We start from the raw sequence: 15,188 nt of genomic DNA, 5'->3' as shown, positions 1-15,188 counted from the left end.
TAATAGTAATTTTTGTCTAAATGACACTTTTTAATTCATGCAGCCTTCAATTCATTTCCTTTCATCATGAAACCCCGCGTGCTGAAATACCGCCGAACATTGCACCTGAAGGTGGCGGCAGCCCACTACCGGTTTACTCATCTCCTGAAACTAAAAATAAGGTTGAATAAGGGATTTATACCTCGCCCTGGGGATCATTCACGCGGCAAAAAACAAGCGCCAGGGGGAGGCACTCTCATAATTCAGGGTGCACAATAGTAATTCTTGTCTAATTGACAATTTTTAATTCATTCCTGTGTATTTTGCCGGCGAAAGCTCCATCGATGTGGTTGTCCAAAACGGGAGGACCAATTCGTATCAGGCTTTAAAATGTCGTTGGTAAATCAGCCTGTCTTTTATGCCAGGACGCCTCTTCCGGGGATTAATACCTTTTTCACGTTAGAAAATCAAATTTCCATGTTAAGGGTCAATTTGACATTTAAAACCTTTATTGCTGTTTTCTCTTTGCTGATAATTTCCTGGAAAGCTTCAGGGCAAAAGCCTCCCCTATCACTCTGGTACCGGTTTCCTGCAAAGGAATGGATCGAAGCATTGCCAGTGGGTAATGGCACATTGGGCGCCATGGTATTTGGCGGTACGGGGACAGACCGTCTGCAGCTGAACGACATTACCGTTTGGTCCGGCGACCCGCAACCAGCGGCCGATAGAAAAGATGCCTATAAATTCCTGGATACCATCCGGACGGCTATACGACAGGAACGATATAAAGCGGCCCAGGAACTCACCGCCCGTTTCATGACTTCGTCAGCTCCTTACTACTCTTCCTATCAAACTCTCGGAGATATTTTTCTTCATTATAAAGATGCGGTGGGCGCTGCCAGTTCATACAGGCGTTGGCTGGATATAGAAGAGGCCATTTCCGGTGTAGCGTTCGATCAATCCGGAACGAGGTACACACGCGAAACATTTTCCAGTGCTCCCAACAGTGTACTGGTTCATCACATAAAAGCTACCGGGCATACGCCCATTACGGTCAGCATTCTCCTACACCGGAAAGAGAGGTCACAAACACGGTTCGAAGCCCCCAATAAACTGGTTATGACGGGTAATACCGGGGCAACGCTGGACTTTGAAGTGCAGCTGGCAGTAGTTACAGATGGGATTATCAGTGGCAGCGGCGATAGCATTACAGTTAGAAACAGCCGGGAGCTTACTGTTTACGTGACAGCCGGCACCTCTTACATCCTGGACTATGATAAAGGTTTTAAAGGAGAACTCCCGCACGAGAAAGTGGCCCGGCAACTGCAACAAGCTATGGGTATAGGCTATAACCGTTTAAAAGCAAGGCACGTAGCCGATTATAAAGCTTTTTTTAACAGGGTCAGGATCAACCTGGGCGCAGCTGCAGACTCACTCCCTACAGATGAGCGGCTTAAAAATTACGGTGATGGAAAAAAAGATCCTGGGTTTGCCGCCCTGTTTTACCAGTATGGCCGGTACCTGCTTATATCTTCCAGCCGTCCGGGCAACCTGCTGCCATCCAATTCACAGGGCCTCTGGGGCGATGGGTTTGATCTGCCCTGGAAATGTGATTATAAGTCCAACATTAATTACCAGATGAACTACTGGCCTGCAGAACCCACCAACCTGGGAGAACTGCATGAGCCTATGATCCGGCTCACTACTGCACTTGTGGCTCCTGGGAGCAAAACTGCCAAAGCCTATTTCGGACCGGATACACCTGGCTGGTACTATGGCTATACTACTAATGGCTGGGGATGGACAAGCCCCGGAGCAGCGCTGCCATGGGGCGTATTCGCCGGTGGTAGTGGCTGGGCATGCCAACATTTATGGGAGCACTATGCATTCGGCAGAGATACCAATTATCTCAAAAAAATTTACCCGGTACTGAAAGGCGCCGCCGAATTTTATCTTGCCACTATGATCACCGATAATGAGGGACATCTGGTCCCCTCTCCTTCCACATCTCCTGAAAACAATTTTATTACAGACAGTAAACAAAAAGGAAATGTTACAGAAGGCGCCACTATGGAAAAAGCTATTATTTGGGATTTGTTCGACAATGTGGCCATGGCGGGTACTATCCTCCATACCGACGAAGCATTTAGAAAGCAGGTAACCGCCGCCCGGGACAACATAAGCCCCCTGAGGATAGGCAAAGAAGGGCAGTTAGAAGAATGGAACAGGGATTGGGATCTCAATACTGACGATCCTCACCACAGGCATGTATCACATCTTTTTCCACTTCATCCGGGTCACCAGGTCACTGTTTTCAAAACACCTGAACTGGCCGACGCAGCAAAAAAAACGCTGGAATTACGGGGCGATGATGGTACCGGATGGTCTATTGCTTGGAAAGAGAATTTCTGGGCCAGGCTGCGCAATGGCGATCATGCGCACCGCCTGTTATCTTACCAGCTCAGGCCTACCAAACAGCTGAAAACTATCATGGCTGATGCCGGGGGAACTTATCCCAACCTTTTCGACGCACATCCCCCCTTCCAGATTGATGGCAATTTCGGCGCAGTCAGCGGCATCACAGAAATGCTGTTGCAGAGCCAGGAAACTTACACCACCAACGACGGCACATATGCCTACGTAATTGATATTCTCCCTGCCCTTCCGGCGGCATGGCCCAATGGGTCCGTAAAAGGATTACGTGCCAGGGGAGGATTTGAGGTAAACATTAACTGGAGCAATGGCCGTTTAACCAGCTTCAGTATCAGGTCTGCCAATGGTGAACCATGCAAAATTCGTACTACCGTTCCTGTGATATTCACCGAAAGCATTACGAAGGGCGTAACTACACCAGGTTATTATATCTACGAAATACAGGCGCAAAAAGGCAAAACCTATAAAGCAGCATCATCCACTATGAAAAACAGTTAACTGAAGTAATCAATCAAAATTTCAATAATAACTAACAGGGTAAAAGCGGTTTTATCCTGGCGGCAATCTTTTTGTCTTTATAAATGTCCACTATGAAAAAAAATCGAACCGCAGATATTCTGCTACCTTCCGGTATCTGGAGGCACGTTTACTGTAAGGTTAACCTGGTCTTCCTTACCTCTAACCTATTGTTATTTTCTTCTGCCAGGGCGCAGGTGGCTGATACCACGAAGGTTAATTCTAAACCTGGCGCCGCAATTGAGATGTCGAAAGACGCTACAATTGTCCCTGTTTTATATGGAGAACAGGCAAAAAGCAGGTTGCTCCAGTCGGCGGCAACAGTTTACACCAATCAGCTCATCACAACGCCAAGCCCTCAATTCCTGCAGGCGCTACCAGGCCGCATACCCGGCTTAAATATCACTTTCGGCAGTGGCGGGCCTGGCCTGGACGGCAATGGCATGGGCTTCAACATCCGCGGAGCAAGGGCACAAATCATCCTGATTGACGGCGTTGAAAGGGGGTATCAGTCCATCGATCCGGAACAGATTGAATCTATTACAGTATTAAAAGATGCGCTTTCAACAGTGATGTTCGGTCAGCGTTCCTCATATGGAATAATCTCCGTCAGGACTAAAAAAGGGGATGTTGGCAAACCCCGTATTTCATTTACTGCCCAATCGGGATTTGAAACACCCACCGCCCTCCCTAAGCCTTTGTCTGCCTGGCAATATGCTACCCTGTATAATGAGGCCCAGCAAAACGATGCTGGCACAACACCGGTTACTCCCCAATATTCACAGGCTCAAATTGATGCATATCGACATCATACAGATCCCTATACCTATCCTGATATAGACTGGTACAACACTGTGCTGGATAAAAGAGCGGGTATCTCGCGTTACAATCTTAACATTCAGGGAAGCGGGAAAGGATTCAGGTACTTCGTTGACCTGGATAATATGAGAGAAAAAGGAATCATCAGAACCAGCGACGAAAATAAATATAACACCAATGCCCAATTAAATAGATATGCTTTGCGCTCGAATGTGGGAGTGGATGTAACACCAACTACTTTTGTACAATTAAACCTGTTTGGTCGTTTCCAACGTTACAACCAGCCCGGGGGAGGTGTTTCCGGAATCTTCTCCTCCATGTTAAATACTCCGCAACTTGCCTATCCTGTTTTTAACCCTGACGGGACTTTTGGGGGGAGTGACAAATACCAGGGTAACACCAACATTTGGGGCCAGGCCATTGCCCGGGGATATCAATTCCAGGATGTTAGAGACATTGCGGTTGACCTGGAGGTCACTCAAAAATTCGACGCACTTACAAAAGGGCTATGGGCCAAAGCAAAAGCCTCCAACAATAACACCGCTTACTTTACCACGAAACGGGATAAAAATTTTGAAGTATATCAATACCTGAATAATACCTACACCAAGTATGGATCAACAACCGAGCAAACGACCGGGGGTGGTCCAAATGAGCGATACCGCATTGTGTACCTGGAAGGATCTGTGGGTTATGACAGAACCTTTAAAAAACATACCATATCCGCATTGGCAGTTGCCAACCAGCAAAGCAGGCTAGCCTTCAATACCACCAACCTGCCGGAAAACTATACCGCCTATTCAGGTAAAGTAAACTATGCCTTTGATGAAAAATATGTAGCTGAAGGCGCCGTCAGCTATGGAGGATACAACTGGCTGGCGCCAACAAAACGCTGGGCTACCTACTGGGCGGGCGGGCTTGGCTGGAACTTGCATAAGGAACCATTCATTAGCCACACCCTGCCTTTTATCAGCAACCTGAAGTTAAGAGCCAGCTATGGTTTGACGGGGCAGGTAAATGCCGGCTACTTTTCGTATATACAAACCTACTTTAATGCCAATGGCTATTGGTTTGGCTCTGGATCTTCACTTGACAAGAGCTCCGGAGAAAATGCCATTGCCAACACAGGTCTCACTCCTGAAAAAGCAAAAAAACTCAATGCCGGCATCGACCTCGGTCTATGGAACAATAAGTTGACATTCACTGCTGACTATTTCTTCCATAAGTTTTATGATCTTGTAGCCCCCCCTACCTTAACCACAGCTATATTTGGCGGGGGATACCCGAATCAGAACTACCAGCGTTTCAACTATTGGGGTACTGATATTTCCCTGAGCTGGCAACAGCAGATAAAAGCGTTTAACTATTTTGTTACCGGTAACTTCTCGCTTGTTCAATCAAAAGTAGTTTATAATGCAGAATTACCTAAAAACTACGATTACCAGATTACAACAGGAAAGCCGGTAGGACTACTCTACGGCTACACCGCCATTGCCTTGTTTAAATCCTATGATGAAATCAATGATCCGGCTACTGCAGTAATGCCATCCTCCCCCAAGTCTTCCCTTCGACCTGGCGATATACGGTACCTGGACCGCAATGGAGATGGCCAGATTACAGTGGATGATCAGGGACCCATTGGCACTACGAAACCTACCATCTATTACGGCCTCCATACCGGGTTTAGTTATAAAGGCGTTGACCTCTCCATACTTATCCAGGGCACATTAAATCGCCAGAGTTATTTAAGTGGTGATTTTATGAACGGCTTTGGCAACAGCGGACAAAATAATGCCTATGAGTACAACCTGGGCCGGTTTACTGCAGCAACGGCTGCAACAGCGCAACAACCCAGGTTGTGGCTGGGCAACAACACGAATAATACCCAGATTTCTTCTTTCTGGCAGAGGGATAATGATTTTATACGCCTCAAAAACGTTGAGATAGGCTACACTTTCCCTGAGAAATTATCCCGTAAAATTGGCCTTCCTTCTGTGCGCCTGTTTGCCAATGGATTAAACCTGCTTACCTGGGCGGAAATTTATGACGTGAGGAAAGACCTGGATCCGGAGTCCTGGGGCGCCGCTTACCCCATTATGAAAATCTTCAATTTCGGTATCAATATTAAATTTTAACCGACAATGCATTACTGTATGAAAACGAATTATGGCTGGTGCTGTTTTATATTCCTGGTAATCTTCTCTTCAATATCATCCTGTAAAAAGGCATTTGAAGACAAACCGCTTGAGCTGCTTACTATAGATTATATTTTCGATGAGAATGATCCTACCGGGGATCAGGCATATAAATGGGTGACCAATATATATGGGAAAATCCCTTCCGGGTATAACCGGATGTTGGGAGGTTCCAGTTGGGGGCTCAATGGCGGAGTGAAAACCAACCTCTCCCTGGTGCCCCTGGAATGCTTTTCTGATGATGCTGTTCCAAGCGCAGATGGGAACGAAGCGTGGAACATCATTCGTGGCGGATATAGTCCTGTTACTACATTTGATGATAACTGGGGCAACTGTTACAGCGCTATAAGAGCCGCGAATATTTTCCTGAATAATTACCAGCGCGTGCCCTGGGCAGATTCATCGCGCAAAGTATGGCTGCCTAATGAGGCACGTGCACTCAGGGCCTATTTTTATTACGAGTTGGTAAAGCGATACGGTGGCGTACCATTGATAGGTAATAACGTTTTCGATTCCAATGATAAAGAATTATTGAATTTAAAACGTAACAGCTTCGAAGAATGCGTGAACTACATCGTATCAGAACTTGATATCGCTAAAGACAGCCTGCGTCCTGACGCACCCCTTGCTGGAAGAACAACCGATGCCGATTTCGGGAAAATGCGTAAAAGCATTGTATTGGCCATTAAGGCGAAGGTATTGCTCCTGGCTGCCAGCCCTTTATTTAATCCGTCGCCAACGCCCGGCAGAAGTTATACTGGCTACGGCGCCTACAGTGCAGAAAGATGGAAAGCAGCCGCCGATGCGGCGAAAGCCCTGATGGATCTGGGTATTTATGACCTGGAGCCCAATCGGTATACCCTGATGTTACAACGGGCCAACAAGGAACATATTTTCTTCCGGATGAGTGATCCACGTATTGACAATGCCTATTCCTATTATATGTCTCCGCCCGGATATAAGCCCGCAAACCGCAATAGTGAAGGACGTGTAAGTCCAACGCAGGAATTTGTTGACGCCTTCCCGATGAAAAATGGGAAAAAAATCACTGACCCCTCTTCTGGTTATGATCAGTTGAATCCATACGCCGGCCGTGATCCCCGCCTGGAACAAACCGTGTTTTATAATGGCGCTAAATGGCTGCAAAGACCGGTAGAAACTTTTGAAGGAGGAAAAGACAAACCGAATAATGCTACCCTTGCTCCTGTACAAACACAAACAGGCTATTATGCCAAAAAGTTTTGTGCCAATGATAGCAGCAGCGCAAATTATACCACCACTTTTTACCGCGATGGCGGCTTCATTCCGCCCTGGTGCATTATCAGATATGCGGACATTATTTTAATGTATGCCGAGGCGCAAAATGAATATGCCGGGCCTGATGCATCCGTGTATGCGGCGGTTGAAAAAATCCGCCAGAGAGCCGGGCTTTCTCCTAGTACATTGGCTCCCGGATTGTCGCAGGCCCAGATGCGGGATGCCGTTCGTAATGAGCGGCGCATAGAACTGGCATTTGAGGAACAACGATTTTGGGACATACGCAGATGGAAAATTGCGAAAGCCGTTTATGGAACCACACTCCATGGCGTTACCATTACCAAAAATACCAATGGCACATTCAACTATGCGCCGAAGGTGGTTACCACTCCTTTTTTTACAGATGCCATGTACTTATTTCCTATTGCTGTAAAAGAAACGCAGGTAAATCGGGGAATAGAACAAAATCCGGGGTACTAAACTTTTTGTTACAATAAACAGCATAAAATGAAAATAAAGATATTCATATTGATATGGCTTTCGCTGATGTCAACGGCTGCATGGTCTCAGCATTTAATGATAAGAGGACATGTGGTAGATGATAAAAACCAGGCAATAAGCGGAGCTACTGTTTCAGAACTGGACAACAGGACGAATGGGATCGTTTCTGATGAACATGGCAATTTCACCCTCTCACTGAAGCCGGGTGGTGTAAAGAAACTGATGATCACGTGCGTAGGCTTCCTGCCTCAAACCATTACGGCGGTTGCAGGGACCCCAATGGTTGTTCACCTCACCCCGGATGTAAAAGGGCTGGAAGATGTGGTGGTGGTAGGCTTCGGACGCCAGAAAAGGATTACAAGTACGGGAGCTGTCAGCTCAGTAAAAGGTGAAGAGATCAGAACTGTTCCTACAGCAAGCATTCAAAATACCCTTATCGGCCGCTTACCCGGCTTCTTCAGCCAGCAGCGCAGCGGACAACCCGGAGCAGATGCCGCCGATTTTTATATCAGGGGCGTTAACTCTCTTACTGACGATAACAAACCGCTGATTATCGTAGATGACATCGAGTACGATTATTCACAACTTTCACAATTAAACGTGAATGAAGTTGAATCCGTTTCCATTCTCAAAGACGCAGCTACCACATCTATTTATGGATTAAAGGGCGCCAACGGTGTACTGGTAATTACTACCACCAGGGGACGTATCGGGAAACCACGGATTAACCTCACAGCGGAAAGCGGAATTAATCAAACGATCAGGATGCCAACTTTCCTCGATTCATATACTACGGCCCTGCTTAGGAATGAAGCCACCATCAATGACGCATACGGTCAGTCGCAAACCCCTGTACTCCCGTTTACACCCAACGACCTGCAGAAATTTAAAGACGGCTCCGATCCTTATGGCCATCCGAATGTTAACTGGGCAGACGTTTTGTTTAAAAAAGCGTCTACCCAATCCCGTTATAACGTGGATATAAGCGGAGGAAACGCGCTCGTGAAATATTTTACTTCATTAGGTTATTTTTCCCAGAATGGTATTTTAAAAGATTTTAAGCCGGTGGGAGATGATGTCAATACCAATTACTTCTACAGGCGTTTTAACTACCGGTCAAACCTTGATATCACTCCTACCAAAACGTTAAAGATCCGGTTCGATGTAAATGGCCGCTTTGAAACGGTTAACAACCCAAGCGGAACCGTGGAAAACGCTGGGCTTTTCTATGAACTGGGTGCATTCCGCTACATGGCGCCTTATGCCATGCCGGTAATAAATCCTAATGGCAGTTATAGCTATGCATCACACCTGGGAGCCGCCACTAATAACGGCGCTATCAATCCCGCTTTCCGGTTGGGTAACGGTGGATACATCAGGAATTTCAGGAACAACTATAACATCATTGTAGGCGCAGACCAGCTGCTTGATTTTGTAACGCCAGGTCTGTCTGCAAAAGTAAATATTTCTTATGCCGGCAATAACAATGAAGGTCGCAACCTTAACCGTAGCGGGTTGCCGGTCTATAAATATGATGTTGCTACCAACTCTTACGCTATAAGAGATGCAGGGCAATACCGCATGTTGCCATATTCCGTTGCCTCTCCAGGCGGCGCTTTTAATTCTACCACTATTCTTCAGGCTTCTCTGAATTACGATCGCACTTTTGGGGGCCATCATTTCAGTGGGCTCTTATTGCTAAATCAACGGAATTTTATAAATGCTGCCGCCGTCCCTGTCAACTACCGCGGTACAACCGGGAGACTGGATTATGACTTCAGGCGTAAATATCTCCTGGGTATTACCGTTGCCCGCAACGGCAATGATTTGTTCCAGGAAAATAACCGGTATGGAATATTTCCGGCAATATCATGGGGCTATAACCTGGCAGAAGAACCGTTTTTCAAAAACATGTTTCCGTTTTTCGACATGTTTAAGATCAGGGGATCTTATGGCCTCGTAGGAACAGACGTAAGTTATCCGGGCGTTGTAACCTCTGTTATTCAGTACGGAACCACCGGCTCAAATTATTATGGTAATACCACGGTAGAAGGATCACTGGTGAACCCCGATGTTACCTGGGAAAAAGAGAAGAAAACAGACCTGGGCCTGGAGCTGAACATGTTCCAGGGAAAACTTACACTGAGCGGCAGCTACTTTTACAACTACCGTTATGACCAGTTAATCCCGCAGAAAGACGTTCCCTTATTAATAGGGCAAGGGCTTCCAAACAGGAACATTGGTAAATCAGAGAACCGGGGATTCGATGGGATTATCACTTACAGGAATGACGGAGGAAAGATCAATTACACGATCAGTGCAAATGCTTCTTATGCCATCAACCGTATCATTTATATCAGTGAAGCGCCGGATTATCCTTACCTGGCTCAAACAGGAAACAGGCTGGGCTTAACGCAGGGTTACCATAATATTGGTTTCTACCAGCTGGACGATTTTGATGCCAACGGGAAAGTGAAAAAGGGCGTTCCTGCTCCACAATGGAGTGTAATACAGCCGGGAGATCTGAAATATGCTGATTTGAATGGGGATGGCGTTATTACGGATGCTGATAAAACCTGGCTGTCGAAACCGAATCTACCCAGCACTGTTTTGGGAGCTGAATTTACAGTTGGTTATAAGGGATTATCATTAAGAGCGCTGCTGCAAGGATCTTTTGGTTATGCCGTACAGGTAACGGCCGAAGGCGCCGGTGATGCTTTCAATGGCAACCTGCGTCCCTGGAACCTGGAGCGCTGGACGCCGGCAACAGCTGCTACCGCTACTTATCCGCGTATTGGATTGAACTCAAACATAAACAATATCTCCTACTTAACGATCTCCGATTTTTGGATGGCCAATACGTGGTATGTCCGGTTACGGTCCCTTGAACTGTCTTACCAGCTTCCCCGCGGATGGATAAAACGCACGAAGGCAGTTCAGCATGCAAGAGTATACCTTTCAGGGTATAACCTGGTGAATATACAGGAAATGGGCAAGTTTCAGCAGGACGCTGAAATTGCAAACGGCACAGGTGGCGCCTATCCTAATACTGCCAACTACATCTTCGGCTTGCAACTAGGCTTTTAACGTTAAAAAATCACTATGACCAGACAAAAAATATATGGGAGTATCCTATTTGCAGGATTAACAACTGCTACTTGCTTTACCGCCTGCAAAAAAGATTTCCTGGATCAGAAAAAATTATCAGCGATCGATGAAACATCGGTCTTCCAGGATAGTACCAGGTCACTGGGCGTAATTAATAACCTCTACTCAAGCCTGGGAATATCTTTTAACCCCAGGAGATTCAATAATACAGGATTGGATGCGGCCTGCGATGAATCAGAACCACTCCCCGACCCCACTTTTTACACGTATAGAATTTCAAGCGGCGGTATCAATGCCAACAATGCCGATGGCGGGCTGTGGGCAACTGCCTTCCGGATGATCAGGTCGGCAAACATCTTTCTGAAGAACAAAGACAGTATACCCGTAACGGATGCAACAAGAGATTACTGGGTAGGCCAGGTACGGTTTTTAAGAGCATGGTATCTCTTCACACTGACAAAACATTACGGTGGCATACCAATGATTGGCGATAAAATTTTTAGCGACAATGAAAAAATCGATGTGGCACGCAGCTCTTATGAGACTTGTATTAAATACATCACTAATGAGCTGGATGCAGCCGCTGCAGCGCTTCCCCTCTCTTATCGCCTCGGAGATGTAAATCAGTTGAAGGTGACAAAAGGCGCTGCATTGGCAGTAAAGGCAAGAATGCTTTTATATGCCGCCAGCCCACTGTTCAATAGTGGGCCGAAAGGAAATGATCCTGAAAACCTGCTCTCATTTTCCAGTGCAGATCCCGAACGCTGGAAGCAAGCTGCCGACGCTGCGAAAGCTGTAATTGACCTGGGTGTGTATAGTCTATATACCGCCTCTGCTACGCCACTTTATACACTGTTCCTGCAAAACACGCCCCAGGCGGAGCATGTACTCGTTTACTGGCAGCCCTGGACTACCGGCAATAATTTTTATGTTGAAGCCAGCGCCAACCCTACTTCCAGGGGAGGCATGAACGGGTGGACAGGAACCAAATATTTCCCAACGCAGGAATTAGTAGATGAATTTGATATGATCAACGGACGGCGGATAACAGATCCGGCTTCTGGTTATCCCGGCATCGGCAACGATATGTATAAGAACAGGGATCCACGTCTTACCTATACGATCCATTATAATGGCGCTATCCGCAATATGGGCTCCTTCGGCGACCAGCCAGTCAATACCTATACAGGCGTAATCCCAACAGGGAATGCAGCAGTTACCAGCGCCAGCGTTGACGGCATTTATACCTCTACGGGCACAATAACCGGTTATTTCAGGTATAAGATGTGCAACGGCGGGGGGGGCGAACTATATCGCCCATGGGTGGTAATGCGCTATGCAGAAGTGCTGCTGAATGCCGCCGAAGCAACGAACGAATACGCCGGTCCAACCACTGAAGTATATAGCTGGCTAAAGATGATACGCAGCCGTGCAGGGATTATTGAGGGCGAAAACGGCTTGTATGGTTTAAAAGCAGGAATGACCAAAGACGAAATGCGGGAAGCTATCCGGCACGAGCGGCGTATAGAACTGGCTTTCGAAGAACACCGTTTCTGGGATATCCGTCGCTGGAAGATTGCGCCCCAGACTGAAAATGCAGAAACGCACGGAATGGAGATTACAAGGGCCGCGAATGGAAGATTTTCCTACCGTGTCATTCCTATAAGAAAGCACGTGTTTACGGAGGCAATGTATTTCTGGCCTATACCACAGAGCGAACTAACAAAGTCGCCTGCCTTAAGACAAACACCCGGTTATTAATAAAAAGGTTTAAACCAATTTTAATGTTCAGATCATGAGAAGCATTATAACTGCACTTATTTTTACTACCGCTCTTTCACTTATTGGCTGTACAAAAGGGGGAACACTCACAAGGGCTAACGGCGACCAATATACGATTACGTCCACTGCAAGCAGTAAGCAAATGGTGCCAGCCATTGACACGACTTCCGGTGGAACGTTCACTGGCTTTTATGATGAGCAGTTGAACATCCTGACCTTCACCTTGTCGTGGACCGACTTGTGGCGAACAAATAAGGATACCATCACCTCAGTAAATTTCTACGGCCCTGCCGGGGCAAAAGAAAATGGCGCCTTAGTACGTTCTTTGCCCTTCGTCAGCACAAACAATGAAGCAAATGCCAACTTCGGTTTAGCTGGTTTAGATGGCTTTACTATGAGCGAAAAGAAAAGCTTCCTCGCAGGAGCCTACTACTTTACCATCAATACAAAAAAATATCCCAACGGCATCATCAGGGGGCAGTTGACGGCAACAAAACAATAAACCTGCTCATTTAAAAACGACGACCCATCTAATAACAAATAATAAAACAAATCTTACCATGAATAAATTGAAATACCTGTCCATCTTTCTATTATTCTTTTCCAGTATCACCACAGCTGCGCAATCCTTTGTACATCCCGGCGGCCTGCATACGCAAACTGACCTGGACAGGATGAAAACCCAGGTGGCGGCTGGAGTCCATCCCTGGATTGATAGCTGGAACGCATTAATTGCACACCCGAAAGCACAAAACACGTATATAGCAGCAGCACGCGCCAACATGGGTGTTAGCCGCCAGCGGGCTTCCGCCGACGCCGTTGCTGCTTACCTTAATGCGCTTCGCTGGTATATCTCCGGGGATACTTCCTATGCAGCCTGCTCGCGGAAAATTTTGAATGCATGGGCCTACGCCGTAAACCAGGTGCCAACTGGCCAGGACATTCCGGGGTTAATGGGAATAGCAACTTATGAATTTGCCGTGGCAGGAGAGATACTGCGCCTTTATCCTAATTGGTCGCCGGCAGATTTCAATCAATTTAAAAACATGATGACAACCTACCTGTACCCGAACTGTCATGATTTTTTGAGCCGTCATAACAACGCCTGCATCAGCCACTACTGGGCTAACTGGGACATCTGTAATATCACTGCCGTTTTGAGCATTGGTGTATTATGCGATGATACCGCCAAATTCAATGAGGCCATCACTTACTTTAAATCCGGAGCGGGCAATGGCAACATTGCCAAAGCAGTCCCTTTTCTATATCCCGGCGGACTGGGCCAGTGGCAGGAGACTGGCCGTGATCAGGAGCATGCACTGTTAGGCGTAGGTATGCTCGCCAGCTTTTGCCAGATAGCCTGGAACCAGGGTCAGGATATGTACGGATATGATAATAACCGCCTGCTGGCGGGCGCCGAATACATTGCCAGATACAATCTATGGAAAGATGTTCCCTACACAACGTATAACAACTGTGATAACGTGCTGAACTTTTGGGCATCAGAACAAAACAGCTTTGGCCGTGGCAGGTTACAACGCCCTATCTGGGAAATGATCTATAACCACTATGTGGTTAGAAAAGGGCTAATCGCCCCTTATGTAAAAGCGATGGCAGCAATCAACCGCCCGGAAGGTTTTGAGCATGACGACAACCTTGGATTTGGTACCTTGTGTTATACTTTAAATGCAAGTGCTTCACCTTATCCCCCTTCCCCTGCTCCGTCCATACCCACCCGCCTGCAAGCAACGGCAAGTGTAAGAAAAGTATGGTTAAAATGGCTACCTGTTGCTACAGCAAACGGGTATAACGTATTACGTGCCACAACAAGCGCTGGCCCCTATACGACGATTGCCACCTTCAAAGGAATTTCACCTGTATATGAAGACACTGGCGTGATTAACGGCACCAGGTATTACTATGTTGTATCTGCCATTAACCAGGCAGGAACAAGCGCCAATTCTTCCGCGGTAAATGCAACGCCGCTGGCTACCGGTCCATTACCTGCCGGCTGGATAAAACAGGATATTGGAACGGTTGCCCCCACAGGCACGGCAGGATATGCAAATGTGAGTAACGGCACATTTGTAGTAAGTGGCACCGGAACAGGTATTGGCGCCTCCGCAGATGGTTTGAGCTATGTGTATAAAAGCATAACGGGCGATGCGACGATCTCAGCGCGGATGGCAGCAAGTACCTGGACTGGCGGTGGTTCACAAAAATCAGGCATCATGATCCGGGAGTCGCTCGCTCCCAACGCCATCGCTTTTAGTATGACATCAGGAGATGGAGGTATTCGTGAAGCAAGATTTGGAAGCCGTACTTCCACCGGCGGTTCTATGAGCTTTCAAACTGGTAATGCATACACCCGCACCCCTACCTGGTTCCGTTTACAAAAAGCTGGCAACACCGTCACTGCCTACCAGTCTACCGATGGGGAAACATGGTTTGCCGTGGGTACTCCGGTTACAGTTTCAATGACAAACACTTATTATGTTGGACTGGCTGTTTCTTCCAACAGTTCCAATTTAAACACCGCCACATTCGATAGTGTAACAGTAGCGGGGAGGCTGCCACTCGGCAGATGAATGACAAGCC

General features: G+C 47.0%; 7 protein-coding genes. All 7 read left to right on the top strand.

Annotated features, from left to right (window positions below):
• Positions 1-456: 456 nt before the first annotated feature.
• The 7 genes from HGH90_RS25635 (at position 457) to HGH90_RS25605 (ending at position 15,178) form a co-directional block, all read left to right on the top strand.
• Positions 457-2,910, top strand: a complete 2,454-nt coding sequence (locus tag HGH90_RS25635) for a glycosyl hydrolase family 95 catalytic domain-containing protein (RefSeq protein WP_169192185.1) — start codon at positions 457-459, stop codon at positions 2,908-2,910.
• 92 nt (positions 2,911-3,002) lie between these two features.
• Positions 3,003-5,882, top strand: a complete 2,880-nt coding sequence (locus tag HGH90_RS25630; protein ID WP_169192184.1) for a SusC/RagA family TonB-linked outer membrane protein — start codon at positions 3,003-3,005, stop codon at positions 5,880-5,882.
• Positions 5,883-5,900: 18 nt separating this feature from the next.
• A complete protein-coding gene (locus HGH90_RS25625; RefSeq protein ID WP_168762607.1) occupies positions 5,901-7,679 on the top strand; it encodes a RagB/SusD family nutrient uptake outer membrane protein in 1,779 nt (592 codons plus the stop codon).
• Positions 7,680-7,706: 27 nt separating this feature from the next.
• Positions 7,707-10,787 carry a SusC/RagA family TonB-linked outer membrane protein gene (locus tag HGH90_RS25620; protein ID WP_169192183.1) on the top strand — a complete coding sequence of 1,027 codons (3,081 nt, stop codon included), beginning with the start codon at positions 7,707-7,709 and terminating at the stop codon, positions 10,785-10,787.
• A 15-nt stretch (positions 10,788-10,802) separates the two neighbouring features.
• Positions 10,803-12,569 (top strand): RagB/SusD family nutrient uptake outer membrane protein, encoded by a 1,767-nt coding sequence (locus HGH90_RS25615; RefSeq protein ID WP_169192182.1) that lies wholly within the window; start codon positions 10,803-10,805, stop codon positions 12,567-12,569.
• A 34-nt stretch (positions 12,570-12,603) separates the two neighbouring features.
• Complete coding sequence (locus tag HGH90_RS25610) at positions 12,604-13,092, top strand: CHRD domain-containing protein (protein ID WP_169192181.1); 489 nt, start codon at positions 12,604-12,606, stop codon at positions 13,090-13,092.
• Between the two features lie 58 nt (positions 13,093-13,150).
• The gene (locus HGH90_RS25605; protein WP_169192180.1) at positions 13,151-15,178 is read left to right on the top strand and encodes an alginate lyase family protein; all 2,028 of its coding nucleotides are present in this window, start codon (positions 13,151-13,153) and stop codon (positions 15,176-15,178) included.
• Positions 15,179-15,188 lie beyond the last annotated feature (10 nt).

The sequence above is a fragment of the Chitinophaga sp. Ak27 genome, from assembly GCF_012726295.1.
In the GTDB taxonomy this organism is placed as follows: domain Bacteria; phylum Bacteroidota; class Bacteroidia; order Chitinophagales; family Chitinophagaceae; genus Chitinophaga.
Note: the sequence above shows the minus strand (reverse complement) of the source record. Positions and strands in the feature narration are given on the sequence as shown.